Source organism: uncultured Litoreibacter sp. (assembly GCF_947487515.1).
GTDB lineage: Bacteria > Pseudomonadota > Alphaproteobacteria > Rhodobacterales > Rhodobacteraceae > Litoreibacter.
Genome location: NZ_CANKWO010000002.1, coordinates 637,162 through 662,493 on the forward strand (window position 1 = coordinate 637,162; position 25,332 = coordinate 662,493).

Annotated in this window: 25 protein-coding genes and 1 tRNA gene; 14 read left to right on the forward strand and 12 right to left on the reverse strand. The window is 54.4% G+C overall.

Annotated features, from left to right (window positions below; translation table 11 throughout):
- Positions 1–66: 66 nt before the first annotated feature.
- Positions 67–867, reverse strand: coding sequence for a hypothetical protein (locus tag Q0746_RS08765; RefSeq protein ID WP_298259296.1), 801 nt, complete (start codon positions 865–867; stop codon positions 67–69).
- A gap of 3 nt (positions 868–870) precedes the next feature.
- On the reverse strand, positions 871–2,304 hold the full coding sequence (locus tag Q0746_RS08770) for an NAD(P)-dependent oxidoreductase (protein WP_298259297.1): 1,434 nt from the start codon (positions 2,302–2,304) through the stop codon (positions 871–873).
- 210 nt (positions 2,305–2,514) lie between these two features.
- Between Q0746_RS08770 and Q0746_RS08775 the strand changes: the two genes are divergently transcribed.
- On the forward strand, positions 2,515–3,318 hold the full coding sequence (locus Q0746_RS08775) for an undecaprenyl-diphosphate phosphatase (RefSeq protein WP_298259299.1): 804 nt from the start codon (positions 2,515–2,517) through the stop codon (positions 3,316–3,318).
- Here Q0746_RS08775 and Q0746_RS08780 read toward each other — a convergent pair.
- Positions 3,309–4,298 (reverse strand): complex I NDUFA9 subunit family protein, encoded by a 990-nt coding sequence (locus tag Q0746_RS08780; protein ID WP_298259301.1) that lies wholly within the window; start codon positions 4,296–4,298, stop codon positions 3,309–3,311. The genes Q0746_RS08775 and Q0746_RS08780 overlap by 10 nt on opposite strands.
- Before the next feature lie 179 nt (positions 4,299–4,477).
- Here Q0746_RS08780 and Q0746_RS08785 point away from each other — a divergent pair.
- Together Q0746_RS08785 and Q0746_RS08790 are read left to right on the forward strand one after the other, a co-directional pair.
- A tRNA-Leu gene (locus Q0746_RS08785) sits at positions 4,478–4,563 on the forward strand.
- A gap of 277 nt (positions 4,564–4,840) precedes the next feature.
- Positions 4,841–5,800 carry a hypothetical protein gene (locus Q0746_RS08790; protein ID WP_298259303.1) on the forward strand — a complete coding sequence of 320 codons (960 nt, stop codon included), beginning with the start codon at positions 4,841–4,843 and terminating at the stop codon, positions 5,798–5,800.
- Positions 5,801–5,854: 54 nt separating this feature from the next.
- Here Q0746_RS08790 and Q0746_RS08795 read toward each other — a convergent pair whose 3' ends face one another.
- The 4 genes from Q0746_RS08795 to Q0746_RS08810 are packed head-to-tail and all read right to left on the reverse strand — an operon-like array spanning position 5,855 to position 9,763.
- Positions 5,855–7,006: a CaiB/BaiF CoA-transferase family protein gene (locus Q0746_RS08795; RefSeq protein ID WP_298259305.1), complete on the reverse strand. Its 1,152-nt coding sequence runs from the start codon at positions 7,004–7,006 to the stop codon at positions 5,855–5,857.
- A 3-nt stretch (positions 7,007–7,009) separates the two neighbouring features.
- Positions 7,010–8,179, reverse strand: a complete 1,170-nt coding sequence (locus Q0746_RS08800; RefSeq protein ID WP_298259307.1) for a CoA transferase — start codon at positions 8,177–8,179, stop codon at positions 7,010–7,012.
- 15 nt (positions 8,180–8,194) lie between these two features.
- Entirely contained in the window at positions 8,195–9,001 is an 807-nt protein-coding gene (locus Q0746_RS08805) for an IclR family transcriptional regulator (protein ID WP_298259309.1), read from the reverse strand.
- 3 nt (positions 9,002–9,004) lie between these two features.
- Positions 9,005–9,763 carry an enoyl-CoA hydratase/isomerase family protein gene (locus Q0746_RS08810; RefSeq protein ID WP_298259311.1) on the reverse strand — a complete coding sequence of 253 codons (759 nt, stop codon included), beginning with the start codon at positions 9,761–9,763 and terminating at the stop codon, positions 9,005–9,007.
- A gap of 190 nt (positions 9,764–9,953) precedes the next feature.
- On the opposite strand from Q0746_RS08810, the gene Q0746_RS08815 reads away from it, so the two are divergent.
- The 4 genes from Q0746_RS08815 to Q0746_RS08830 are packed head-to-tail and all read left to right on the forward strand — an operon-like array spanning position 9,954 to position 14,276.
- Positions 9,954–11,051, forward strand: coding sequence for an extracellular solute-binding protein (locus Q0746_RS08815; protein WP_298259313.1), 1,098 nt, complete (start codon positions 9,954–9,956; stop codon positions 11,049–11,051).
- A gap of 3 nt (positions 11,052–11,054) precedes the next feature.
- A complete protein-coding gene (locus Q0746_RS08820; RefSeq protein WP_298259315.1) occupies positions 11,055–11,771 on the forward strand; it encodes an SDR family oxidoreductase in 717 nt (238 codons plus the stop codon).
- Positions 11,772–11,781: 10 nt separating this feature from the next.
- Positions 11,782–12,831: an alcohol dehydrogenase catalytic domain-containing protein gene (locus Q0746_RS08825; protein ID WP_298259317.1), complete on the forward strand. Its 1,050-nt coding sequence runs from the start codon at positions 11,782–11,784 to the stop codon at positions 12,829–12,831.
- 11 nt (positions 12,832–12,842) lie between these two features.
- The gene (locus tag Q0746_RS08830; RefSeq protein WP_298259319.1) at positions 12,843–14,276 is read left to right on the forward strand and encodes an aldehyde dehydrogenase family protein; all 1,434 of its coding nucleotides are present in this window, start codon (positions 12,843–12,845) and stop codon (positions 14,274–14,276) included.
- Between the two features lie 7 nt (positions 14,277–14,283).
- Here the strand turns inward: Q0746_RS08830 and Q0746_RS08835 are convergent, their stop codons facing one another.
- The 4 genes from Q0746_RS08835 to Q0746_RS08850 all read right to left on the reverse strand — a co-directional run bounded on the left by Q0746_RS08835 (position 14,284) and on the right by Q0746_RS08850 (position 18,768).
- Complete coding sequence (locus Q0746_RS08835) at positions 14,284–15,294, reverse strand: ABC transporter permease (protein ID WP_298259321.1); 1,011 nt, start codon at positions 15,292–15,294, stop codon at positions 14,284–14,286.
- Positions 15,291–16,793 carry a sugar ABC transporter ATP-binding protein gene (locus Q0746_RS08840; protein WP_298259323.1) on the reverse strand — a complete coding sequence of 501 codons (1,503 nt, stop codon included), beginning with the start codon at positions 16,791–16,793 and terminating at the stop codon, positions 15,291–15,293. Before Q0746_RS08840 ends, Q0746_RS08835 begins: the two co-directional genes overlap by 4 nt.
- Positions 16,793–17,734: an ABC transporter permease gene (locus Q0746_RS08845; RefSeq protein ID WP_298259325.1), complete on the reverse strand. Its 942-nt coding sequence runs from the start codon at positions 17,732–17,734 to the stop codon at positions 16,793–16,795. Before Q0746_RS08845 ends, Q0746_RS08840 begins: the two co-directional genes overlap by 1 nt.
- A gap of 80 nt (positions 17,735–17,814) precedes the next feature.
- Positions 17,815–18,768: a sugar ABC transporter substrate-binding protein gene (locus Q0746_RS08850; RefSeq protein WP_298259327.1), complete on the reverse strand. Its 954-nt coding sequence runs from the start codon at positions 18,766–18,768 to the stop codon at positions 17,815–17,817.
- A gap of 344 nt (positions 18,769–19,112) precedes the next feature.
- On the opposite strand from Q0746_RS08850, the gene Q0746_RS08855 reads away from it, so the two are divergent.
- From Q0746_RS08855 to Q0746_RS08885, 7 genes are all read left to right on the forward strand, one after another.
- Positions 19,113–19,724 carry a ribonuclease D gene (locus Q0746_RS08855; protein WP_298259329.1) on the forward strand — a complete coding sequence of 204 codons (612 nt, stop codon included), beginning with the start codon at positions 19,113–19,115 and terminating at the stop codon, positions 19,722–19,724.
- Positions 19,725–19,733: 9 nt separating this feature from the next.
- Complete coding sequence (locus tag Q0746_RS08860) at positions 19,734–20,711, forward strand: KpsF/GutQ family sugar-phosphate isomerase (RefSeq protein WP_298259331.1); 978 nt, start codon at positions 19,734–19,736, stop codon at positions 20,709–20,711.
- Between the two features lie 3 nt (positions 20,712–20,714).
- Positions 20,715–21,314 (forward strand): LPS export ABC transporter periplasmic protein LptC, encoded by a 600-nt coding sequence (lptC, locus tag Q0746_RS08865; RefSeq protein ID WP_298259332.1) that lies wholly within the window; start codon positions 20,715–20,717, stop codon positions 21,312–21,314.
- A gap of 6 nt (positions 21,315–21,320) precedes the next feature.
- Positions 21,321–21,836: a lipopolysaccharide transport periplasmic protein LptA gene (lptA, locus tag Q0746_RS08870; protein WP_298259334.1), complete on the forward strand. Its 516-nt coding sequence runs from the start codon at positions 21,321–21,323 to the stop codon at positions 21,834–21,836.
- The gene (lptB, locus tag Q0746_RS08875; protein WP_298259336.1) at positions 21,833–22,594 is read left to right on the forward strand and encodes an LPS export ABC transporter ATP-binding protein; all 762 of its coding nucleotides are present in this window, start codon (positions 21,833–21,835) and stop codon (positions 22,592–22,594) included. The genes lptA and lptB overlap by 4 nt, the downstream gene beginning before the upstream one ends.
- Positions 22,595–22,830: 236 nt before the next feature.
- Entirely contained in the window at positions 22,831–23,403 is a 573-nt protein-coding gene (raiA, locus tag Q0746_RS08880) for a ribosome-associated translation inhibitor RaiA (RefSeq protein WP_298259338.1), read from the forward strand.
- Between the two features lie 34 nt (positions 23,404–23,437).
- On the forward strand, positions 23,438–23,902 hold the full coding sequence (locus Q0746_RS08885) for a PTS sugar transporter subunit IIA (protein ID WP_298259340.1): 465 nt from the start codon (positions 23,438–23,440) through the stop codon (positions 23,900–23,902).
- Here the strand turns inward: Q0746_RS08885 and Q0746_RS08890 are convergent.
- The gene (locus tag Q0746_RS08890; protein ID WP_298259342.1) at positions 23,899–25,329 is read right to left on the reverse strand and encodes a nodulation protein NodH; all 1,431 of its coding nucleotides are present in this window, start codon (positions 25,327–25,329) and stop codon (positions 23,899–23,901) included. The two genes, Q0746_RS08885 and Q0746_RS08890, sit on opposite strands and share 4 nt — an antisense overlap.
- Positions 25,330–25,332 lie beyond the last annotated feature (3 nt).

Sequence of the window (25,332 nt, forward strand, 5' to 3'; positions counted from 1 at the left end):
TGTGGAAGTGGTCATTCGGTCGCGCAACAGAATTGGGCGAGCCGTCAATAAGAAATGTGGTTAGGGTCAGCTGTCGAGCGAGCTCGGACGCTTGGTCTTTCTGCGCGTTTTGAAGTGCGCTTCTGCCATGACGTATTCCGCGTAGTCCTCGCGGCGCATTCCACCTGCCCGAAGTACAACCTTGTTCATCCGTCCAGGCCGATTGTTGATGCCCGCAAGAACCAACTTGCGAAGCGTATTGGCGCCCTTGAGGTTCTTCACAAAGTTGTGGTCGGCGCCCTTGAAAATATAGTGCTTCAAGTTCGGTGCGGTCGGAAACCGCTCCCAGTGCATCCGTTCGTCCGGCGTGTCGCCGTGAAACATGTAGATGGGAACCGGTGGGTTCGGCAGCTTGTCCATCTGCTTGAACGGCCAGTCGGTGATCTGTTTGCGAAACCACCACCAGCGTTTTTCGTCCGGCATTACATCTGGATGAACCGAATACTGCGGCGTGAAACAGATGATCCGCGTCAGCGGCATTTTGAATCCCAACACGAGTGCGTTGTACGCACCCATACTGGTCCCAATTGCCATGACTTTGGTGATTCCATGCGCCAGCACATAGTCGCTGATCTTGCTCAAAATCAGATTGGCCATGTTGTTCGAGTTCATCCAGCTGCGCGAAATATCCGTCACGCAGATGACGTGATTGCGCCCGCGTTGTGAAGCGAGCCCCACGAATTCCTTCGGCGGCCACTTGTCGCGTTCTTGTCCAACGCTGGTGAAGCTGACAACCAAGCGCGAGCTTTCGCCCGGCGCGGATTCGATCCGAAGCGGGTGCTCGTCGTGCAGGAGCTCGAACTCCAACAGTTTCTTTTGATCGCTCATTGATCACTCGGCTGCTACCTGCGCCGCCGCGTTGATTTGATCCATGATCGCCTCTGCAGCTTCACGCCCATCACGAATAGCCCAAACCACTAGGCTTGCGCCACGCTGAATATCACCGCAGGCATAAACACCTTGCATGGAAGTTTCATGCGTTTGGAAGTCGGCCTTAACCGTGCCCCAACGGGTCACTTCCAATTCTGGCACATTCCAAAGGCTCGGCAGCGCTTCTGGCTCAAAGCCAAGGGCCATAATGACGATGTCAGCATCTTCAACGTAGTCCGCACCCTCGATCTCTTCGGGGCTTTGACGGCCCGAGGCATCCGGAATCCCAAGGCGCATCTTGGACACCATCACGCCTTCGACTGTATCGCCTTTGAAGCCCTTAGGGGCTGTTAGCCACACAAATTCCACGCCTTCTTCTTCGGCATTCGCCACTTCCCGCTGCGATCCAGGCATATTGGCCTTATCACGGCGGTATAGACACTTAACCGAAGTCGCACCTTGGCGGATGGATGTGCGCAAGCAATCCATTGCTGTGTCGCCGCCACCGATGACAACAACACGCTTGCCCTCTGCATTCAGCTCGCCGCTGTCAAATTCTGGGACAGCGTCCCCGAAGCTTTTGCGGTTCGAGGCTGTCAGGAAATCAATCGCTCGGACAATCCCTTTCGCGCCAACACCGGGTGCGGGCAAGTCGCGGGATTTGTAAACACCAGTCGCAATCAAAACAGCATCATGCGCTTCCCGCAGTTCGGCAAAAGATATGTCTTCGCCCACATTGCAGTTCAGCCTGAAGTTGACACCGCCCTGCTCAAGCTGGTCGATGCGCTTCATCACGACATCCTTTTCCAGTTTGAACCCTGGAATACCGTAAGTCAGCAGCCCGCCTGCACGGTCGTAGCGGTCATACACCGTCACCTGCACGCCCTGACGACGCAACACATCAGCTGCCGCCAAGCCACCGGGACCAGCGCCGATGATGCCAACGCTTTCGGTGCGCTCTACGGACGGGGCGGCAGGTTTCACCCAACCGTTTTCCCACGCAGTGTCGGTAATGTATTTCTCTACGGAGCCAATGGTCACAGTTCCATGGCCAGATTGCTCAATGACACAGTTCCCTTCGCACAGGCGATCCTGTGGGCAGATTCGACCGCAGATTTCGGGGAATGTGTTTGTTGCTTGTGAAATCTCATAGGCCTCTTGCAGACGACCTTCTGCGGTCATCCGAAGCCAATCTGGGATGTTGTTATGAAGTGGGCAGTGAGATTGGCAATACGGAACACCACATTGGCTGCAGCGACCTGCCTGCTCTTCTGCTTTGGCGGTAGCGTACTCTGCATAGATTTCACCGAAATCTTGCGCGCGCAGGTTTGGAGGCCGCTTTTCCGGCATATCCCGATCTACGTTCACAAATTGCAACATGCGCTGCTTGGCCATTTCAATACTCCCAATCTGAGATGTCTCTCTAAATCGACATGGTCGGAAAGAAAAGTCAACTGTGCTTACCTATTATTCCTTTTTTTCGCTCCCAGAGCCGAAAAAGCGAACTTTTTGAAATAATTTAGGTCAGTATGAGTTCCATATTAATGTTCTTCTCATTTATTTCCCTGCCTTTAGGTTGAGGAAAAGTGATTCGAGGCGCAGCAAATGTCCCTATTCCAACTCATCCTAGTGGCCCTGATTCAGGGGCTGACAGAGTTTCTACCGGTGTCTTCCTCCGGTCATCTCATCTTGCTGCCAAGTCTGACCGGCATGGAAGATCAGGGGCAGGCGATTGATGTTGCTGTTCATATTGGCACCCTGTTTGCAGTCATCATCTACTTTTGGGCAGACGTAAGAATAGCTATCGGCGGCATAGGGCGATTGGCAAAGGGCAGGGTCGATACGCAAGGCGCCCGCCTAGCGTTATACTTGGGCATCGCGACCATTCCCGTCATCATTTTTGGCTTGATCCTCAAACTTACGGGGATGGATGCTATGTTGCGCTCTGTCGCATTGATCGGCTGGACGATGTTGATTTTCGGGTTGGTGCTCTATTGGACGGACCAGCGCGGCGCGACTGCGAAAACTGCGCCCGACTGGTCAACTAAAGACGCGTTGATCATGGGGCTATGGCAGGCGATTGCGCTTATTCCCGGGACTTCGCGCTCTGGCGCTACGATCTCTGGCGCGCGCCAACTTGGCTATGCCCGCGAAGATGCAGCCAAGCTGTCCATGTTGATGTCCATTCCAACAATCATCGCATCCGGAGCGGTTCTAGGCCTTGATGTCATCTCTACGGCGAATATGCAGTTAGCCAAAGACAGCCTGATTGCCGCTGTCTTTGCATTTGTCGCCGCTCTTCTGGCGCTGTCTTTGATGATGCGCCTGCTCAAATCAGTCAGCTTCACACCCTATGTGATCTATAGGATATTCTTGGGGATCGGCCTGTTGATATTCGCCTATTCGTGATCTGCGCGCAGGTTTTGCGCCGATTCCTTGATCGCGTCATATTGGCCCGACGGACGGAAACGCCACAGGTAATTCGGCAAAATCACCTCAAACGCCGTTGCTTCTATCCCAAGATCCGCAAATCCTTTCGCGCCTTCAGCCACCACATTGTCGCTGGCAAGCAGCCGGACCTGATCCTTGGTCAATGGCCCTGCAACCAACCCGCCGCTCATCGCCTTGATCAGATCAAATGAGCCGCCCATGATGCGCGCCGCGAAGAACGGAATGTTAACCACCAACCTACGGCGACGAACGACGTCCAGCATCGAATGCACTAGCTCACGAAGGGTCGCGACCTCTGGGCCACCTAACTCATACACGCCCGCGGCTGCCTGCCCCAAAACGCCCATAACCGCAGCATTTGCTACATCATCGACATATACGGGTTGGAACTTTGTGTCCGCGCCAACGATCGGCAAAACGGGCCCAAAGCGAGACATTCCGGCAAAGCGGTTGAAAAAATCATCTTCTGGGCCGAACACGATAGAAGGGCGCAAAATGACCGCGGACGGAAAGTTCGCCAAAACGCCCTCTTCACCCAGCGCCTTTGATTGCGCGTAATCACTGTCGCTTTCCAGATCAGCCCCAATAGCCGAGATATGAACCAGTCGGTCCACGCCTTCTTCTGCGGCCAAGCGGGCAATACGTTCAGCGCCTTCATGCTGCACCGCATCAAACTTGTTTTTGCCGGATGGGGCCAAGATACCCACACAGTTCACCACTGCGTCCGCACCTTGCAGCGCCGAACGCACAGACGCATCGTCGCGAATGTTGCACAGAATCGGTTCCACTTGACCAACAGCGCCATAGGGCTTCACAAACAGTGCTTCGTTCGGGCGACGCACCGCCACACGAACGCGCCATCCTTCTTTGGCCATGCGGCGCGCTACGTAGCGTCCAACAAAACCTGATCCGCCGTAAATGGTGACGAGCTTCGACATGGTACTTTCCCTTCAAGGCTGGCTGTATTGGGTTTACCGAGCCAAAATTACCCAGACAAGCCGATTTTCACATATCACAGCGACTGCTTAGGGATAATTCGCAACAAACATGTCCTGACGCACCGAATCCCGTTGACACTTGAGCCCAGCAGACCTAATCACCGCGCACCAATACCTGTGCCCAGGTGGCGGAATGGTAGACGCGCCAGCTTCAGGTGCTGGTGTCCGTATGGACGTGGAGGTTCGAGTCCTCTCCTGGGCACCACATCAGACCATCCAGTCTGAAACCCCACCCAGACATTTTAGATTGCAGTACTGATCCAGCGGCTCTCGTTTTCCAGTGGATACCCACATAGTTTGCGATTTCATCCAACTAACATTTCGGTACTATTCGATACCCAATAGGGCGAGTTGTCATATTTATGAAATTTGTTGATATGTGTTTCTCTTTTTTCGGAACCGCTTTGAAGATCAAGTGTCGTTGCACTGAATTGGTGCAATCTGCGCATGTAGTTCTGGTTGCTCTTTTGACTTTGGGGAGTGTGCTTTGGCCAACCAGCGTTACCGCGCAGGAAATTGTCGTCGCCGGTTCTCCGGTAGGCAGCATTTCCGACAGAAACTATGCGCGCCTCTTCCGAGAACTGCGTGCGAATGGCATTTCGACCTATTTCCCGACATTTCAATTCCAAGAAGTGCCAAGGCCTAAGTCTTTAGGTTTTGAGACGGATTTTGTCGCACCCTGCTCTCCCGATGATCCGGCCTTTCAAGAGTTGCGCAAATCCGGAGTAAGGCTCCTGATACCCGGCGAATTTGTGTATCCTGATCCCCACCACATCGGACATATGCCCCCTGCAGAAGATCCGCTGACGCAGATAATTTCCTGTGCCGGCCGTGATGCGATTGCTGGGATAACCAACTATGACGAGGCCGCATTCCACGGCATTTCACTTGATGCTGTCGCCGCATTCTATGCCCGCGTTAAGGAAATTGATCCCTCATTGCCCGTATTAATGGTGCATGGCCCGATCATCACCGACAAACGGTCGTTTCGCAGCAAGCGACGCATCTCTGCCTATCTTGAAAAGGTGACCACCTATTCAGAGCATGCGGATATTGTGGGCTTCGACATCTACCCGATCCCCGCGATGGTCGCCAAGATCGCAACCCCACAGAGCGGCGGCGCGCAAGTAACACCCGATCGGGTCGTGCAGGACTACATGGCGTGGATCAATCAGGCGCTTCCCAACAAGCGCAAGTTGGTTGTTCTGCAAGGCTTTGCATATACCAACCTTTATGAGGCAACGTTCCTCAAAGCGAATGTACCGGAGGCTGTGCGCGACGCTATCAAACCTCCTACGCCGGATGAAATTGCGATGATGTATAACCAAGCCAGCGCGGCCGGAGCTGAAATGGTGGTTTTCTGGGGCACGTCGTCCCTTCCAGATAGCAGTACCGCCCCATGGCCCGCGATCCTTGAGCTAGGGCGCAAACATGGTCCCTAAGGCGAGCTGGATGGACACCCTAACCCACCGGCACCTGCACAATCTGCGACGCGATTAATCCAGCCCGAACTCTTTGCTTACCGCATCACCGTTTGCGTTTAGTACAGGGCCCATAGCTTCGGCCGCTGCTCGCACGCCATCAATGCGCAACGGAGACCGCATCAAAGTCGCTTGGGCGTCGCCCGCGTTTAGTGGATCGGACATCATATCCAAGGCTTTGAAGGTTTCAGAGCTCAACAATTCTGGCCATTGCAGCACGCGGGCGCACCAAATTCCCTTTTCGGTCAAGCGGTTTTCCCATGAACGTGCATCCAGCCGTCGTAAGCGGTTCGCGATGATTGCTCGGATGTCTTCACGGTGACGAAAGCCGGATTTTGGATCATTTGCAAAGGGTTCAAGCAGCGGCTCTTCCAGCGCGTCTGCCAATTGATCCAGCGGCGTCATGGCCAAAGCCAATTGACCCTGTCGCGTTTCATATATGCCATAAGGCGCTGCAAGATAGGCATGGGCAGATCCTTTGGATTCCCGCTGCGGAAGGGCGTGCCCATTGTTCAAATAGGTTGTCAGAAACTCAAATTGCGCGTCGGCAAGGCACTCTAGCAAGCTGGTTTCTACCCGTGTGCTTTGGTTCTTCGTTGCTTGTCGGTACAGGCCTGCAAGCACCCCTTGTACCAAGGTTGCCCCTGCCAATAGATCAGCCAAAGGAAGACCTACGGGCACCGGCCCGTCATCGGCATTTCCACTGAGCCACATCAGGCCTGATCGGGCTTGCGCCAACAAATCTTGCCCAGGAAGATCACGCCAAGGCCCATGTGGCCCATACCCCGACACAGAGCCATAAACCACCTTCGGATTTAGCGCTTCGATCGTGTCGAAATCCAACCCCAAACGTTCGATCACCCCGGGTCGGAAGTTTTGCAAAACGATATTGGCCTTTGACGCCAGACGTTGTGCCTTCAATCGCCCCGCTTCGGTTTTCAGGTTCAGCACGATGCTCTCTTTTCCACGGTTAATCGCGTGGAATAGAGTCGAATCTTGGTCCAATATCGTATCGGACAAATACAAACTCCGACACAGGTCGCCACTGTCGGGCTTTTCGACCTTGATCACCCGTGCCCCTAGATCTTGCAACCTGAGGGACGCATAGGGGCCGGCCAAAAACTGGCTAAAATCAACGACAAGGACACCTGCTAACGGCAAGGACATCTGCTATGCCACTTGTGGGTCGGACAGTTGAGAAAACACCGATGCGGTGTCTTGTCCAAGGCGCGGGGCCGGAGCAGAGGACATAGGCGCCGCACCATCGATGCGGATCGGGCATTTGGTCGTCTGCGCCTGCGCCCCGCTTGTCGACGACAGGGTTTGCACCAGATCCGCGGATTTAAACCCCTGAGTCTGTACAAAATCGACCCAATCCAGCACAGGCGCGCACCAAACGCCCGCAGGCTCCAATACATCAAGCCAATGTTGCGTGGGCATTGTCACAAATTCATCTGCCACGATCTTTTTGATATCGTTCAGCGCGCTGAAGGCTTGTTCTTGGCCGATGGCAGCTATCTCCGGCTTGCCAAGTAAATCTGCCACCTTGGCCAATGGGGTCATCGCGAATGCCATGTAGCCATCGGCGGTTTTGTAGATACCGTAGGGCGCAGGTTGATAGGGATTAGCGTTCCCGATCTCATGCCGTTTGGGTTGCCGATTATCGTCGTTCAAGAAGCAGGTGAATTGCTCAAAGGTCAGATCAAGTGCGCTGGTCAAAAGATCAACTTCCACCAACCCCCCACACCCCGTAGTTGCGCGCCGCAAAAGACAGGCCAAAATTCCTTGCACCAGATTGCCAGCCGTCGCCACGTCAAGCATTGCGAATCCGGTGGGAACGGGGCCGTCATGTGCATTTCCATTCAGCCAAGCAATGCCCGACAATGATTGCACCAGCAGATCTTGTCCAGGTTTGGTGACCCAAGGCCCGTCGGTGCCATAGCCGGACACCGCACCATAGACGAGACGGGGATTCAACGCCTGCACAGTTTCAAACCCAAGCCCGATGCGCTCCATCACACCTGGGCGAAAGTTGTGCACAAGTACATCCGCCGTCGCCACAAGCTGCTTTACCTTGCCCAGATCGCTCGCGTTTTTCAGATCGGCCGCCACACTTTTCTTGCCGCGATTAAATGTGTGAAACACTAAACTTTCCCCATCTAGGGTTTGATCGTTCACAATCATGGCGCGGCACAGGTCCCCCCCTTCGGGGCGTTCAATCTTGATGACCTCTGCACCAAGGTCTGACAAACGCATTGCGGCCACGGGTCCTGCCAGAAACTGGGAAAAGTCTAGAACGCGTAGACCGGTCAGTGGCAGGTGAAGAGAGGCGTCAGACATAAATGATTACCTTGGTTAACTTTTTAGAACCGCCTCGAAGGGACTTTCGGCCAATCGAAAGCCCAGCGATTTGGAGAGCTCTACCGCCGACACTCGCAACTTTGACAACGTCTGCTCTGCAGTCGCCGCATCACCCACTTGAGCGATGTATCCGGAGGTAATGGCGGCCGTAACGCCGCGCGTATCAAAAACCGGCACGCAAAGATTGCGCACTCCGTGAATCATTTTGCTGGATGTATCTTCATATCCGGTTTCGCGAATACGGGTCAGACGGTCTTGAACGACCGCGCGGTTCGAAGCAGGCAGTCGCGCAAGATAGCGGTCTTGGGCCCCATTTGAGGAAAACGCCAACAAAACATGCCCAGAGCTCGTTTGCTCTACAGGAAACAACGCACCGGTACGTACCGAGTATCCCGCAGGCAAAGGGCTGTGAACAGAGGCTAGAACAAGGACATTCGCACGGTTCAGAACACCTAGATGACACGACTGGTTGGTTGCTGCCGCAACGCGTTCCAATATCGGCAAAGCCGCGTGGATCAAACGTGCGGTCGGATCGTGGCGATGCGAAAGCTCAAACAATCTCAAGGTCAAAGCATACCGGCCGGTTTGATGGTTTTGCGACAGATAATCCCGATCAGCCAAATAAACCACGACACGATAAATTTCGCCCATGGTCCGGCCCAGCGCGTCAACGATCTCGTTCATCGTTAACCCGTCGGGCGCAGAGGCCAATAGCTCCAGCACATCCAGTGCCTTTTCAACGGCAGGAACCGATGATTTGCCCTTCTTGGTCGTATTAGACCCTTCTTCACCCTTACTCATACCCTAACCCCCCTGTTGCGAGGCCTTTAACCTAGCAAGTTCAGCCTTGGCGAAACAGAGCGACATCAATTCGTTTTCATTTTGCAAACCCTGCTGAACCGTCAAATCCATCGCGCTGCGGACTGCGGACTTCACTGCTTGGGTCGCGACGGTGGAATGCCCCGCGATTTTTTCTGCTATTTCATGCGCCGTGTGAAGCTCTTGACCATCGTCCACCAGCCATTCGACCAGACCTGCCTGCTCCGCTTCGACAGCGGTGAAGCGGTCCCCAGTCAGCAAAAACTTCATTGCTTTTCCGTAACCGCATATTTGCGTCAGATGCTGGGCAGCGCCCCCTGCTCCGTTCCATCCAAGCCCGACTTCAGGGGCCGCGAATACGGCGGATCGGGCGACTACTCGAAGGTCGCATGCAAGTGCAATCTCCAACCCTCCACCAAGTGCCCAACCCTTCACCGCGGCTATTGAGGGCTTACGCAAACCCAAAATAGGCGGGATATAGTCGAAGCGGTTCCGCCACGCCCAAAAGTCCTCGTATCCCTCCAAGGATTTGATGTCCGATCCGGCGCAAAAGGCGCGCTCCCCTGCTCCTCGAAAAATCACCACATGGGCATCAGCGGTGTCATTTGCCAACGCGCAACATTGCGCAATCTCGCGGTACATATGCGGCGTCAAAGCGTTGTGCTTGGCGGGGCGATCCAAAATGATTTCGGCCACATGGCCTGTTAACTCAAATCGAACGGTACCGTCTTGGGGGTCGGTCATGGCTAGATACCTCAGTTGAAATTCATGTTGGACACCCACAAGGAAGGCCGCGGGTCACGCCCCACATCTAAAAATTAGCACGACGTATTTCATATGTAAAAGTCTATTTTATACTTGAAAGATACGCGTGTGCTATGTGAGAGTTGCCCCCATCACCTGAGGGAGCAGTTTGTCAGTGAAATTGAGGGGCATGACATGGGACCACCCACGCGGATTTGACCCCGTGGTCGCGGCGTCGCGCCAGTATGAAGCACAAACAGGTGTGTCGATCACATGGGACAAGCGATCCCTTCAGGCCTTTGCGGATGCCCCGATAGAAAAGCTTGCAGCTGACTATGACTTCATTGTTCTCGACCACCCTCACGTCGGGAAAATTGCTGATACAGGCGCATTGCTGCCTTTGGGCACAGAACTGGACGAGGCGTCCTCCATCGGAGGCTCGGCGCAAAGCTATTTTTGGAAAGGCCAATGTTGGGCCTTTGCCATCGACGCTGCTTGCCAGATGGCGGCTTATCGCCACGATCTCGCACCGCCTCTTCCCAAAACTTGGGAGGCCTTCCTCGCCCCTGATGCTGCGAAGTTCCACGCATTGACGCCCCTATTGCCGGTTGATGCATTTGATATGTTCATGACCCTTGTCGCTGGTCGCGGTGAAGAAAACATCGCCACAAAACCTGATTACTTTGTCTCTGACATCAATGGAAATTACGCCCTAGAAGTGCTGCGCGCCCTCTACAACTTGGGGCCGGATGCACAGGTGGATATGAACCCGATCGCCGTATTGGAAGCCTTAACCACCAGTGACGATTTCGCCTTCTCTCCATGCCTGTTTGGATACGTGAACTACGCGAGACCTGGATTTCGGGACAAACCTGTAGCCTATTTTGACCTACCCCTATGCGACGGTCATCCCAATCCGCGCGGAATTTTGGGCGGCGCTGGCATAGGTGTGTCTGCCAAAACCCGACATGCGGACGCCGCGAAGGCCTTCGCGAAATGGGTGACCTCAGAGCCCGTGCAATCGGGCGTATATCTGGAAAATAACGGCCAACCCGCCAATCGCCACACTTGGATCGCACAAGCCCGAAACCCCAATGTCGCAGGCTTCTTTCAAGGCGGCTTTCACACAATGGATCAAGCGTGGACGCGCCCAAGGGATATCTGGTTCTTGGATTTTGTTGATGACGTCTGCGACATATTTCCAAGCTTCTTTCGCAAAAAGATCCCTGCTGAAACTTTTCTGAACCGCCTGAATACGTTGTACCTGCACCATCAAAAAGGGGCCTAAACCATGCCTGTAGCCGTCATCACCGGAGGAAACAAAGGATTGGGTCTCGCCCAATCTCAACGGTTTCTAGATGCAGGCTATGACGTGTGCGTGGTGGCACGTAGCCGCGGAGATTTTGATCAATTGGACGGCGCGAAGCACCTAGTTGAATGTGACGTCTCCACTGACCTTGATGCCACATTCCTAAGCGAAATTTATCAATCACTTGGCCCCATCACCGCCATGGTGAACAACGCTGGCGTGCATTTGAAGAAGCCCGTGTGGGAGGTTTCGCCTGATGAGTTGAACCACGTCCTAAACATCAATGTCCGCGCCATGTTTGCGATTTGCGGGCGCTATGTGAAATTGCACAAAGAAACAGGTGGGGCAATCGTTAACATCGCCTCCATGGGGGCGATGATGGCCCTGCCGTCTGCGGCGGCCTATGTCACCGCAAAGACAGCCGTGGTCGGACTAACCCGATCTGTTGCCGTTGACGCCGCACCGTTCGGCATTCGCTGTAACGCTGTCAGCCCAGGCTTCATCGACACGGATATGACCCGCGCGATCCTAGCCAAAGACCCCGCACGCCGAGACAAAATCGAAGGTCGCATTCCCGGCCGCTCTTTCGGGTCTGCTCAAGATGTCGCCAACACAATTTTCTATCTAGCCTCCGATCAAGCGGCCTACGTCAACGGGGTAAATCTGCCCGTAGACGGTGGCTATTCCATCGGGTTTTAAGGACCTTTTTATGCCATCCATCGAAAGTAAACTGACGGCGGCCAGAGCGATAACAGTAGCGGATCAAAGCGTTGCGGCAGAAATTCCCGAGGGGTTTGCCCGTTTACGCCTCTCAGTGGCCAGCCTGTGCGGCACTGATTTGCACTACTATTCGCATTTCGCGAACGGGATTTTTGTGCTGAACAATCCAGTGACTTTGGGCCATGAGGCTTGCGCATATGTCGTGGATCCAAACGGGTCCAGCCTGAAGAAGGGCCAATTGGTTGCGTTGAATCCGATCATGAATTGTCAGGCCTGCGACGCCTGCAAACGCGGCGAGGAAAACCTGTGCACCGCCAAAAAGTTCCCGGGCTCTGCAACCACTGTGCCGCATCTGGACGGGTTTTTTCGCGACATAATAGATCACCCTATCCGCTGTTGCCGCCCCGTTTCAGCGCAGGTTGATCCCAAGCATCTAACCTTTGCTGAACCAATGGCTTGCGCTTTGCACTCGTTGAACAAGGGCGGAGTGGCGGAAGGACAAAAGGTGCTCGTGACCGGTTGCGGCCCGATGGGATTGTTGGCTATTGCCTGCGCCAGCGCCCGCGGAGCAGATGTCACCGCCATCGATTTGCGCCCCGATGCAGTAGATGTCGCACGCGCTGTTGGAGCAAAATCCGGATTGGTCGTCGGCACCCTGAACGAGGCCGATCTAGAGGGTCAATTTGACGTTGTCATAGAAGCCAGCGGCGCAATTCCAGCGTTCAACACTGCCTTGAAGGCCGTGCGCCGAAAGGGCTGTGTCTCGATTTTAAGCAATATCCAGATGGGCGGGGCAGACGTGCTTTTGAACCTCATCATGCTAAAGGAAATCAACGTTGTTGGCTCCTTCCAGTTCAACTGCGAGTTCGAGCAAGCGATCCAATTGATCGAAACCCAAGCCATAGATTTTGACGCCCTGACCGCCACAACTTTCCCATTGTCGCAAACTAATGAAGCCTTGGAATTCATGGCCTCTGGAAAGGCCTTCGGCAAAATTTTACTGCTGGCCGACAATGACGATCAAACCCTCAAAACCTAAGGAATCCGCCCATGTTCTATAAGTGCTATATCGATAACGAATGGGTCGAAGCGTCAAATGGGGCGCGGAGTCCTGTGATCAATCCGGCCACCGGCGCGCAATGGGCCGAAGTCCCCGCCTGCACCAAGGAGGATGTCGCGCGGGCGTTGGATAGTTCGCAAAAGGCGCAAAAGAAATGGGCGCAGTTGCCTCCAATTGAAAGGGCAGGATACATCCGCGAAATCGCCGCAGGCATCGAGAAAAATCGCGACCTATTGGAAGAGCTGCTGGTCAAAGAACAGGGAAAATCTCGCGCCGAGGCGGCTGGCGAAGTTACAGACACCATCACCTACATGACGTACTCTGCCGAGGCGGCACGCCGCATTCGCGGTGATATCCTTCCCTCCGACAATCCGCGGGAGCAGCTGTATATCTACAAGGTCCCTTACGGTGTGACTTTGGGGCTTTGCGCATATAACTACCCGTTAGCCTTGATCGGGCGCAAAGTTGGCCCCGCTTTGGTCACCGGCAATACAATGATCATCAAGCCGCATGAAGCAACGCCTGTGACCGCGTCGGTCTTTTGCCAGATCGTACAAGATGCAGGGCTGCCCGCAGGTGTGATCAACATGCTCACTGGGACAGGCGCAGAGGTGGGTGCCCCCCTGACGCAAAGCCCGATTGTCCGCATGATCACCCTTACCGGTTCGATCCGCGCAGGGCAGATGATCGCAAGTGCCGCTTCGCAAAACATCACTGCCTTGTCACTTGAGCTGGGCGGAAGCGCACCGTTCATTGTGCTGAAAGATGCGGATATTAACGCCGCCGTTGACGCCGCTGTCGTCGCCCGCTTCGCAAATGCGGGGCAGGTTTGCATCTGCAACGAAACAGTATTGGTCGAGGACGCCATCGCGGATGAATTTACCGAGAAACTTCTAAAGCGCGCAGCAGAGGTCAAGCTAGGCGACCCTGCCACCAACGGCGGTATGGGGCCGATTACAACGTCCGGCGCATTGGAGCGGGTCGAGCAGATCGTCGCAAAGTCAGTCGCCAGCGGAGCAAAAGTCGCCCTTGGTGGAAAGCGCCCGACTGGCAAGGAATTCGCACAAGGCAACTGGTATGAACCCACCGTTCTGCTGGAGGCCACGGTCGATACGGCTGCAGTGCAAGAAGAGATATTCGGCCCCGTCCTGCCCATCGTGCGTGTGGACGATTATGAACACGCCCTTGCCATCGCCAATGCCCGCCCCGACGGCCTGTCAGCGTATTTATGGACCAAAGATCCGTCGGTTTATATGGACGCCATTCAACGGCTGGAAACAGGCACAATTTTTTTGAATTCCGGCATCGTCGGCTATGTTCAGGGCTACCACAACGGCCACAAGTTAAGTGGTGTCGGGGGCGAAGACGGCATGCATGGGATTGAAGGGTATCTGCAAAAGAGAACCGTCTATCAGAAGTTCTGACCCGACCTTATTGGGCCGCTCGATGCGGCCCGCCAAAGCCCATTCTTTCGGCCCGTTGCGCTTCCAGCGAAGCCTTTTGGCGCACAGCGGAATACCGGTCAATTGCAACTGCCGCCAACAGCACCGAACCACGCACGATGTCATAAATATAAGGTGAGGCATTGAGCAGATTAAGCCCGTTGTCGATCAACACCAAAAACACTGCGCCAATGACGGAACCCACCACCGTACCGGACCCGCCACTCAGCTTGGTGCCGCCCAGAATAACTGCCGCAATCACGGTGAACTCTATCCCGATTCCGATACCTGATTGCAGCCCACCCACGCGCGCCAGCAATATCAGGGCAGCAATGCCGGTCACCAGCCCGCTGAAGCCATACACCGCAATCAACACCTTATTCACCGGCAAATTGGTCTCGGTGGCCGAGCGTTCGGAATTCCCAATCGCACGCGTATAAACCCCCAAACGTGTGCGATTCAGAATGTAGATTCCAATTATCGTCACAATGAGCAAAATCAGAATGGGCACAGGAAGGCCAAGGATGCGGCCATTGCCCAAGAACCCCATTTCGCGCGGTACGGGTATATTTTGCGCACCGGTCAAATGAATAGCGGCCCCTCGGTAGATAGAGTAAGTCGCCAATGTCGTGATCAGCGGAGATATCTTGAACTTCACGATCAACAACCCGTTCAAGGCCCCAAGCAGGGTCGCGCAAACTATCGTAACCGTGAATGCCAGCAGATAGCTTTCGGTATCCATATACAGCTGCGCGAATAGCGCCGAGGTGACGAATAAAATCGCACCCACAGAAATATCTATGCCAGCGGTTAGTATGATGTAGGTCATCCCGATGGCCATTATCGCGGTCACACTGGATTGCACCAAGATCGCCTGAAAGTTCGACACCGTCAAAAACACGGGCGACACAACTGACAGCACTCCGGCCAATACAATCGTGGCCAACGCAATAGCGACCCACTTTTGACGCGACATAAGATCCCTGATGGTTCTTGTCATTCTTCTCGCCCTCCTGAGGTGCTGGCCGCCAGCGAGATGATCTTCACCGCATCATAGTCAGCACGATCAAACTCCCCTACAATTCGCCCCTTTCGCATTACCAACATGCGGTGGGTGGTGTGCAGCAATTCGGGCAGGTCAGAGGAAACGATTACAATCGTTTTGCCCGCCCGAGCCAGATCGGCAATGGCCGCATGGATGTCAAATTTTGCACCAATATCGACCCCTTTGGTCGGCTCGTCGAACACAAGAATATCGGGTTGCATCGCAAACCATCGACCAAGCAATACCTTTTGCTGATTGCCACCAGACAGGTCACTAACTTCGTTCTCGATATGCGGCACAGAGACATTCATATCGTCCACAACCTGCGCCGCCTTGAGCTTCTCGCCGCGAAAACCAAATCCTTTCAACCTGCGCTTTGCGAAGGAAAGTATCGCCGACGCGGATAGGTTTTCACGGACCGGTCGGTTCAAGAACAGCCCATTACGACGGCGATCTTCCGTGATGTAGCATAATCCCTTGGCCTTCATCGCATTGACAGTCCGTGGCACATTTTCACCACCGATCATCACGTCGCCTGATGCAGGCCGCAGCCCGAATATGGCCTCCGCCACTTCCGTGCGCCCTGCGCCCATCAGGCCCGCTATGCCCAGTATCTCCCCCTTGTTGACCGAGAAACTTATGTCTTGGAAGTCAGCAGAAGACAGGTTGCGAACCTCTAGCTCTGGCTTCATCGATGGCGCGGCCAAATCTACCTGCGCGTCTTTCAAGGTGCGACCGACCATCATTTCTTCCAGCGCTGTTTGCGGAACATCCGCCAGCAATCCTTGCCCCACTTGTTGGCCATCGCGCAGCACTAGAAAGCTGTCACACACGCGGTAGATTTCTTCCATAAAGTGCGAAATGAAAATGATCCCAAGCCCGCGTTCCTTCAGCTTGTCGATGATAGCGAACAGCTTGCTGCGCTCCACGGCAGTGAGGGATGTTGTCGGCTCGTCCAAGATCAAAACCCTATCGGCATGCAATAGGGCTTTGGCAATCTCAACAACCTGCTGCTTGCCTGCACCTAGGGTTTCGATCAAAGCACGGGGGTCGATTTCTATCCCCAGAAAGTCGATTTGTTCGCGCGCAATGTCCTCCGCTTTGGCCCAATCCACCCGCGCGGGGGTGCCCGGAAGATCAGACACGCATATGTTTTCCGCGACCGTCAGCGAGCCGAACAGCGACAGTTCTTGGTGAACCGCAGACACCCCATGTTCGGACGCGCTGATGCGTTCGACCGGCATGTTATCGATCAAAATTTCGCCGTCGCTAGGCTGCAACAACCCGCAAAGCATGTTTTTTGTCGTGGATTTGCCGGCCCCATTTTCCCCAACAAGGGCCAGTGCCTCACCTGGTTTCAGATCAAAGGTAACGCCGTTCACGACAGTCTTGCCAGAAAAGGATTTCTTCAAGCCGCGCACAGATAGGGCGGGTTTTGGTGTGACCTTGACCATTATGACTTACCCCGCGAACCAAGGCGCATGGCCAGATATGTCCCGAGAAAAATCAACACGCCTTGGATGATAAGCTGGTCGTAGAAAGGGATGCCCAAAAGGTTCAGCCCATTCGTCAGGATCGCAAGGATGGCCACGCCCAAAACGGTGCGCTCTACCGAGCCTTCTCCACCTGTCATGCCGGTGCCCCCAAGAACCACAGCGCCAATAATTATCAATAGCAACGTGTCACCCACCCCAGGAATGGCGTTGCCCAGATTGGCAATGGCAATGAAGCCCGCCGCCCCAGCCATGCCGCCTGCGAACAGGTAGACGCTGAATTCAATGAACCGCGTGTTTATGCCCGCATGTCTGGCGGCCTCGTCGTTGGAACCAACCAGCATGACATGTCGCCCCCATGTGGTTTGCGACATTGCAATCACCGAGAGGATCACCAGCACCAAAGCCACCAATGTGACGGCGGGGATTCCCAGCCACGACATAAAGCCGAAGTCCAGCATCCAGTAAGGCGTGCCCTTTACAGCGATCCCTTGGCTTAACACAAAGGCAATCCCGCGCGCGATCAGCTGGGTGGCCATCGTCGTAATAAACGGGGTCAGGCGAAAATAGCCGATCAGCACGCCGTTCAACGCGCCGAACCCCAACCCCACAACCACGGCCGTAACAGCACCTGCCGCAACACTATCAGTCTGCGCCATAACAAGCCCCGAAATGACAGCGCTGGCACTGATGACCGTAGAGATAGACAGGTCAATGCCGCCCGCCAGAAAAACCACAGTCATCCCAATTGCTGCGATTAGAACCACAGCATTTGCGCCCAACATGGCTTCAAAGTTGCCCGACGTCAGGAAATAGGGGGACAGAAGCGAAAACCCGATCAGCAAAGCCGCGATGATTTGCAGCGCCGGATAGGATTTCAAAAAACGAAGAAAGGGCTTCACGCGGTGTTACCTTTAATGCGGATACGATGCGCCAAGATAGTGGCGCATCGTATAGTCGTCACTTGATCGAAAGCAGTCGCTTACTTCGGCGCGCCCCAGATCATGGCTTTGTTCGCCTCAGCGTCAGATGCAGTATAGAGGTTGCCGCCCACGTAGTTCAGGCGCTCTACTTTCTCGCCCGCAAGAATCTGCGACACGAGCTCTACTGCCTTGCGACCTGTTGCGTCCGTACCCATCACAACAAACGCGTCCGCAGTCCCAGATAGTACCGCCTGATATCCGTCGTTGGACCCGTTCACGCCCGTGATAACCACGTGGTCATCAGATCCCATAGGGGCCAGCTTGCCCAAGTCGGACAGGACTGTTTCTACCGCAGGAATATGCGTGTCGGTCGCGGCAAATACAGCGGACACTTTGGGGTTTGCTTGGAAAGCGTTTTGCGTACCAGATAGGGCGCGGGCGCTATCCCAATCGGTTGGAACCTCGATCAGGTTCACATTCTGCAACTTGGCGATGCCTTCGCGGAAGCCTTTGGAGCGGTCGATGCCGTTTTGGTCATTCAATGCGCCGATCAGCTCGACGATAGTGATTGGTCCTTCAACACCTTCCAACGCTTTCGCGGTGTATTCACCGGCCAAGCGACCGTCGACAAGGGAATCTGGTCCTACAAAGGACTGCACAACGCGGCTGTCAGGCAGATCCCGATCATAGGCTACTACCGGAATATTGGCTTTCTTCGCTGCAAGCAGCGCGCGTTCGATCGTGTTCTGGTCCACTGCACAAACAAGGATCGCATCAACGCCTTGCGCAATAAGTGATTGGATTTGGGCGTTCTGCTGTTGAGCATCGCCATCGGCCACGACTTCGACCACATCGTACCCGCGATCAGCAGCACCTGCCTTGATCCCGTTGTTCACCGCCACGCGGCTTTCAAACAATTGATCGACGGACAGGCCGATGGTGATGTCGGCCGCAAATACCGCGTTTGCAGCCAACATTGCGCCAGTAACGACGGCTCCGAAAATTCTTTTCATGATCTTTTCTCCTCCAGAAACTGATAATCCGAGAAGTCTCCTCCCCTTCTCGGATCTTGCCAGACAAGCAGTTGCCCAGCTCACTTTCATTAAAGCAAGTAGCTTTGATATATGCAAGAAGAGAAGTTTTTAATAATTCCAACCCAGCATGGCACACTTCTGACAAGCCGTTAATCTCTTTTCCGGCTGTGGCGAAACTATGCGCGTAGCGGCCTCCTTTTGGTGTCTGAATCCTGCTCTGCGGGCCGATCACCGCAGTGCATCCCCTTCTGTGCCGACAGCCGTCATTGAATATCACCCCCAGAAAGCCTATCCCCCTATGGAAACTTTCTAGGAGCCCGCACGTGGCCAATTTTTTGTATCAAGGCGACTTGCCTGATGATCTTGATCTCGGCTCGGTGGTGGCCATTGATTGCGAAACAATGGGGCTAAATCCCGTGCGGGACCGCCTATGCGTGGTGCAACTATCGGGCGGTGACGGCAACGCGCATCTGGTGCAAGTAGCGAAGGGCCAAACTGACGCTCCCAACCTGTGTCGCCTTTTGGAAGATCCAAATGTGCTGAAGCTGTTTCATTTCGGGCGCTTCGACATCGCTGCCATGCTACAGGCCTTTGGCTGCCTGACCACCCCAGTGTACTGCACCAAAATCGCCTCCAAGCTGGTTCGCACATATACGGACCGTCACGGGTTGAAGAACCTGTTGCAAGAATTACTGAGCGTCGACATCTCCAAACACCAGCAGTCCAGCGATTGGGGTGCGAAGGATCTAACGAAGGCGCAACAAGCCTACGCAGCGTCTGACGTATTGCACCTTCACAAGCTAAAATCAGAGCTCGACCGCATGCTGGAACGCGAAGGTCGCAGGGAGGTCGCGCAGGGGTGTTTTGACTTCCTGCCAACCCGTGCTCGGCTGGATTTGGCCGGTTGGCCTGAAACTGACATCTTCGCGCATTAGGTAGGGAACATGGAAAGCAAAACCTCATCCGAGACCTTTTTGAAAATTGGTCACCGTGTCGTCTCCCGCGAGGCAGCAGCGTTGAACCTTCTGGCGGACAGCCTGAATGACAGCTTTGCTCAGGCCGTCGAGTTGATGCTTGGCGCAACGGGGCGCGTCATCATCTGTGGCATGGGCAAATCCGGCCATGTGGCCCGCAAGATTGCAGCCACTTTGGCGTCTACGGGAACCCCCGCTCACTTCGTTCATCCCGCAGAAGCCAGCCATGGCGATCTGGGCATGATGGCCCAAGGGGATGTTGCGCTGATCTTGTCTAACTCGGGCGAAACGCCGGAGCTGGCCGACGTCATTGCCTATACCCGCCGCTTCAACATCCCGATGATTGGGATCGCCAGCCGCGTGAACAGCACATTGATCAAGCAAAGCGACGTGGCCTTGATCCTGCCCAAGGCCGAAGAGGCCTGCGACACCGGCGTGGTTCCCACTACCTCCACCACTATGACGCTGGCCTTGGGGGATGCGCTTGCAATCGCCCTGATGGAGCATCGCCAGTTCACACCTGAAAACTTTCGCCAGTTTCACCCCGGAGGCAAGCTGGGTGCACGATTGTCCAAAGTTGCCGACTTAATGCACTCCGGCAACGAGTTGCCCGTTATCCCCGCTGATGCCCCAATGTCCGACGTGTTGATCGCGATCAGCCAAAAGGGCTTCGGCGTTGTTGGGGTGATCGATCAAGGCGGGACATTGGCCGGCATCATTACCGATGGTGACTTGCGGCGACATATGAACGGCTTGCTGGAAATGACGGCATCCGAGGTGATGACGGCGAACCCGAAAACCATCGCCCCAGACGCATTGGCAGAAACCGCCGTTGCCAATATGAACGAGCGCCAGATCACCTGCCTGTTTGTAACCGAAGCAGGCAATGGTGGCGTGCCTTTGGGAATATTGCACATTCATGACTGCTTGCGCGCTGGCGTGGCCTGATAGATGGCGCGTATCGACAACAGCTATTCGCGTTTCGTTCAATGGGCCAAAGTCGTCTTTCCATTGGTGGCCCTAGGCCTGTTGTCGACCATGTTTTTGTTTTCGCGGACATTGGACCCATCTGATGCGATCCCATTTGCCGATATCGATATCGAAAAAATCGCCCGTGAGCAGCAACTCACCTCTCCGCGGTTTTCGGGAACAACAAGCGATGGGTCAGCGGTTATCGTCGATGCCGATAGCGCACTGCCAGACCTGACTGATCCGCGTCGCCTGACCATCAAACAGGTCGTGGCGCGCATCGAGTCTCTTCGCGGGCCATCCTACGGGATCCTTGCTGAAACAGCAGTTTACGACGGTGCGCAGCAATTGCTCGACTTGCAAGGCGACGTCAGGTTATCGACCTCTTCTGGCTACCGTTTGGAAACCGAAAAACTGGTCACCAACCTCGAGACCACCGAAACCACTGCACCAGGTGCTGTTGCTGGTCGTGGCCCCTCAGGAAGGTTGGAAGCCGGCTCTATGAAACTGTCAACGAATGGCCAAACACAGGTTCTTGTTTTCAAGAACGGCGTGAAGCTGGTATACGATCCGAAAGAGTAGAGGGTGATGATGACTGTATTTTCCAAATTTGCGGCAATAGCGGCAGTTGCACTTGTCATGATTACCGGCACGGCCAACGCGCAAGGTGCCAGCGTTGCCTTTGGTGGGCTTAAACATGACGCTTCTCTGCCTGTAGAAATTACCGCCGACGAACTCAGCGTAGATCAGGCAACCGGCCGCGCAGTTTTCACCGGAAACGTTGTCGCCGGTCAGGGCGAAATGCGCCTCAGCGCTAGCCGTGTGCAGGTTCAATATGCAACCCAGAACGGGCAACCCACTGGGGATATCGACCAACTGATCGCAACGGGAAGCGTCACGCTTGTTAATGGGGCGGAAGCCGCGGAGTCGGAAAAGGCTGTTTATTCTGTCTCTGGGGCGGAAATCGTGATGACCGGCAACGTCATCCTGACCCAAGGTGTAAACGCCTTATCTGGGGAAAAGTTAACCGTTGATCTGAAAAGCGGGTCGGGACGTATGTCAGGCCGTGTTCGGACAATTTTCCGCACTGGCGGCAGCGAATGAGCGATGCGCCCGATCTTAGCGTAAAAGACGGCTCATCAGGGCTGAAGGTCCACGGGCTGCGCAAGAACTACAAGCGTCGTCCTGTTATCCGCGATGTCTCGCTGGAACTGGCGCGCGGGGAAGTCGTTGCGTTATTGGGGCCAAACGGCTCTGGCAAAACGACGTGTTTCTATTCTATCGCCGGTCTTGTGACGCCAGAGGCAGGGACCGTCACCATTGATGGTCGCGACGTGACGCTTTTGCCGATGTATCGGCGCGCCAAGATGGGTATCGGATATCTGCCGCAAGAAATGTCCATTTTTCGCGGGCTTAGCGTCGAAGACAACATTTTGGCGATTCTCGAAATTTCTATCAAAAACCGTACCAAACGGCGCGAACGCCTCGAAGAGCTGCTGAACGAGTTTTCAATCGGGCATTTGCGTCGCGCCCCTGCTTTGTCCCTTTCAGGTGGTGAACGCCGCCGCGCTGAAATCGCGCGCTGTCTCGCAGCGGATCCGAAGTATTTGCTGCTGGATGAGCCTTTCGCAGGTGTTGACCCTATCGCCGTCGGTGAAATTCGTGGACTTGTCGCCGACCTTAAAAAACGGGGTATTGGCGTCTTGATTACCGATCACAACGTGCGTGAAACCTTGGAAATCGTGGATCGGGCATACATCTTGCACGACGGCCACGTTTTGATGAGCGGCACTACAGATGAAGTCGTCAAAGACGAAAACGTGCGCCGCGTTTACTTGGGTCAAAACTTCCGAATTGGCTAAGCTTTTAGATGCTCAATTCTACGACTCTGCATCAATTTGATTGACACCACCCCCTTTGACGTCGCCAAATGGGGTCAATGAGTGATCGACAGCCCCAGGCTTTGGTCTTGCCTAGCGCAAACCTCGAAACTGAAACGTCCCGAATGCTCGGGCGGTACCAATCACTCAACCCAAATCCGACCAGAAGCTACACCCTTCAGTCGGTAATTTTCCCACAAAACAATTAAGGAGACGCCATGCGTTACCAGATCACGGGCAAGCAGATAGACATTGGTGAAGCGCTTCAAACTCACGTTCAGACAGAACTGGGAAGCATTCTTGAGAAATATGCAGGCCGTCCAACAGATGCGACTGTCGTTTTCTCGAAAAGCGCTCACGAGTATGTTTGCGAGGCTATTGTTCACCTCAGCACCGGCCTGACGACACAAGCCCGTGGACATAGCACCGAGATCTACGCCGCCCTCGATCAATGTGTAGAGAAAATGGACAAGCAGCTTAGGCGCTATAAAAGGCGCTTGAAAGATCACCACAAGAGCCGCTCGCAACCAGTTGAACTTTCGGGCGCATCCTCTTATATCCTTGCCGCAAGCGATGGGTCTGACGACTCAGAACCGGACAATCTGCAACCCATTATCGTTGCGGAAATGGAAACCAACATCCCATCATTATCGGTAGGAGAAGCCGTTATGCAGATGGAAATTGCTGGGGCACCTGTGCTAGTATTCCGGAACGAGGGAAGTAAAAACGTCAACGTCGTGTACACACGCGAAGATGGCAACATCGGCTGGATTGATCCCGCAAGTAGTTAAAAGGCCGATAACGGCCACGTTCAGAGAGCAGATTATGCAAGTTTCGGAAATTCTGACCCAGTCGGCTGTAAAGACAGTCTCGGCTGTTACGAGTAAAAAGCGTCTGTTTCAGGCGATCTCTGAAATTGCGTCTTCCTCGCATGGAATTCCGGCCGACTTAGCGCTGGAAGCCCTACTGGAACGTGAATCCCTTGGCCCAACCGGTGTGGGCCATGGGGTTGCATTGCCCCATGCGCGGGTCAAAGATTTGGATAAGGTCGTTGCCGTCTTTTTGCGCGTTGAGCGCCCGCTGGATTTTGATTCTGCAGATCGCCATCCCGTCGATTTGTTCTTTGCACTTTTCGCCCCGGAAACCGCAGGCGTCGATCACCTGAAGGCGCTTGCATTGGTGTCGCGTACGATGCGCAACAGTGATGTATGCACTAAATTGCGCGCCAATACTGATGCCACGGCGCTTCATGCGATCCTAACAGAGGCCGTGGAGACGAAGGCAGCCTAGCCTTCGTTCCAATCGCCAAATCCGAAATTGATGTAGTCTTTTCGGTATACAGCTACTGCCAGTTTTTCCAGCTCTTTGTCATAGATGTCGGCTAAGGAAAACGGACCCTGTTCCGGCTCTGGATTTGGGGCATCCGCCTCTAGGCCCAGCGTAGCTGCCAGCGCGGGAAGGCCATCTTCCAAGTCGTTTTCGCGCAAAATGATGTCCGGCAAAACAACGCCGGAAGCTCCTTGAAGTAGGGCCGATTGTGTCGCCCACACTGCGTCAATTCGGATGCTGGTTTGACCTGCCAAGTTCCCTTTTAGGAACTCCAAAAACTTCGCAAAGGCTGCGCGATGTTCCATCTTGGTGTAGCCGGATAAATCCCCCTGCCCGGGAACCGATACACCATATCTGTTCCGCATAACACGACGTGGGTCACTGAAGTTATCGTCCCGTTTCGGCACGATATATTCGCAGAACACACGATGCGCGCGGTCCAGCGGATGCCGGATCACTGTAAAACTGCGATGCCCCGGATTGCCGCGTTTCCATTGGCGCAGCAGCTTTTGTGAAAGCTTTGTTTGAAGTTGGTCGACCTCCGCATCGTCCAGAGCAGCAAGCCATTCCAAAACGGAAACCTTGGGCGCGCCAGCTACGGGAATGAACAGCACGGGCGCGTCAGCTGCGAGGTAAAACCCCGGAACACCCGGTCCGCGTCGCGGTTCAAAGTTCGGCGTGTCAGACAGTGCGAAATGATCCGTGTTGGAGAGGTCTTTCACCATCTGCTCATAGTTGGTGACTTTATCCTCCAACCCGCTTGGGTTCTGCTTCTTAACGGAGTTCGGAGTGGCATCGATTTGTTCATGCGATCCGATAAACCGCGCCATTCCATTAACGATTTCAACGTCACTAATGTCTTCGTAGGCAACATAAAATCCAGACTGACCAGAAATTTGCATACCCTTCAAAATATCCAACTGGAAGGCCTTCTTCGCTGCAAGGTGCTGCTCAAACTCTTCGCGATCGAACGTCACGGTCGCAGATCGGCGCTGCTTCATATCGCCCAATTTCCACTGACCCGTTTGAGCAGCAATTTTGAGTGACACATAGCTGTCCAGCGGATTGCGGGTCAAAATGATCTTCGCGCATTTAGGGTCTGCCAGAACATGGGCCATCACCCGTGGGTCATGGTCATTGAAGAACCGAAACCCAGGAAACCCGTCAGTGTTTTCTTTCATCCGCTCAATCAGTGAAAGTGGCGCAATCTCTCGCTGTGCCATATCCACGCCAAACAGGGCGTCCTGACTATGATGACTGATGAAGTGAGGGTTATAGGCCTCTCCATAGCAGTGAATGTCACTAAACTCATTCAGGCTGGCTTCTAGAAAATTTGATCCGGTTCGCATTTCGGCGAAGACGACAAAATAGTCAAACTGTGTGCTCATAAC

What these genes read in the sequence shown, in the direction of transcription:
- Q0746_RS08890 (WP_298259342.1), bottom strand. Translation starts at nt 25,329, where the DNA reads ATGAGCACACAGTTTGACTATTTTGTCGTCTTCGCCGAAATGCGAACC.
- Q0746_RS08765 (WP_298259296.1), bottom strand. Translation starts at nt 867, where the DNA reads ATGAGCGATCAAAAGAAACTGTTGGAGTTCGAGCTCCTGCACGACGAG.
- Q0746_RS08770 (WP_298259297.1), bottom strand. Translation starts at nt 2,304, where the DNA reads ATGGCCAAGCAGCGCATGTTGCAATTTGTGAACGTAGATCGGGATATG.
- Q0746_RS08825 (WP_298259317.1), top strand. Translation starts at nt 11,782, where the DNA reads ATGCCATCCATCGAAAGTAAACTGACGGCGGCCAGAGCGATAACAGTA.
- Q0746_RS08775 (WP_298259299.1), top strand. Translation starts at nt 2,515, where the DNA reads ATGTCCCTATTCCAACTCATCCTAGTGGCCCTGATTCAGGGGCTGACA.
- Q0746_RS08840 (WP_298259323.1), bottom strand. Translation starts at nt 16,793, where the DNA reads ATGGTCAAGGTCACACCAAAACCCGCCCTATCTGTGCGCGGCTTGAAG.
- lptA (WP_298259334.1), top strand. Translation starts at nt 21,321, where the DNA reads ATGATGACTGTATTTTCCAAATTTGCGGCAATAGCGGCAGTTGCACTT.
- lptB (WP_298259336.1), top strand. Translation starts at nt 21,833, where the DNA reads ATGAGCGATGCGCCCGATCTTAGCGTAAAAGACGGCTCATCAGGGCTG.
- Q0746_RS08850 (WP_298259327.1), bottom strand. Translation starts at nt 18,768, where the DNA reads ATGAAAAGAATTTTCGGAGCCGTCGTTACTGGCGCAATGTTGGCTGCA.
- Q0746_RS08820 (WP_298259315.1), top strand. Translation starts at nt 11,055, where the DNA reads ATGCCTGTAGCCGTCATCACCGGAGGAAACAAAGGATTGGGTCTCGCC.
- Q0746_RS08830 (WP_298259319.1), top strand. Translation starts at nt 12,843, where the DNA reads ATGTTCTATAAGTGCTATATCGATAACGAATGGGTCGAAGCGTCAAAT.
- Q0746_RS08800 (WP_298259307.1), bottom strand. Translation starts at nt 8,179, where the DNA reads ATGTCTGACGCCTCTCTTCACCTGCCACTGACCGGTCTACGCGTTCTA.
- Q0746_RS08835 (WP_298259321.1), bottom strand. Translation starts at nt 15,294, where the DNA reads ATGACAAGAACCATCAGGGATCTTATGTCGCGTCAAAAGTGGGTCGCT.
- Q0746_RS08795 (WP_298259305.1), bottom strand. Translation starts at nt 7,006, where the DNA reads ATGTCCTTGCCGTTAGCAGGTGTCCTTGTCGTTGATTTTAGCCAGTTT.
- Q0746_RS08815 (WP_298259313.1), top strand. Translation starts at nt 9,954, where the DNA reads ATGACATGGGACCACCCACGCGGATTTGACCCCGTGGTCGCGGCGTCG.
- Q0746_RS08885 (WP_298259340.1), top strand. Translation starts at nt 23,438, where the DNA reads ATGCAAGTTTCGGAAATTCTGACCCAGTCGGCTGTAAAGACAGTCTCG.
- raiA (WP_298259338.1), top strand. Translation starts at nt 22,831, where the DNA reads ATGCGTTACCAGATCACGGGCAAGCAGATAGACATTGGTGAAGCGCTT.
- Q0746_RS08860 (WP_298259331.1), top strand. Translation starts at nt 19,734, where the DNA reads ATGGAAAGCAAAACCTCATCCGAGACCTTTTTGAAAATTGGTCACCGT.
- Q0746_RS08805 (WP_298259309.1), bottom strand. Translation starts at nt 9,001, where the DNA reads ATGAGTAAGGGTGAAGAAGGGTCTAATACGACCAAGAAGGGCAAATCA.
- lptC (WP_298259332.1), top strand. Translation starts at nt 20,715, where the DNA reads ATGGCGCGTATCGACAACAGCTATTCGCGTTTCGTTCAATGGGCCAAA.
- Q0746_RS08780 (WP_298259301.1), bottom strand. Translation starts at nt 4,298, where the DNA reads ATGTCGAAGCTCGTCACCATTTACGGCGGATCAGGTTTTGTTGGACGC.
- Q0746_RS08810 (WP_298259311.1), bottom strand. Translation starts at nt 9,763, where the DNA reads ATGACCGACCCCCAAGACGGTACCGTTCGATTTGAGTTAACAGGCCAT.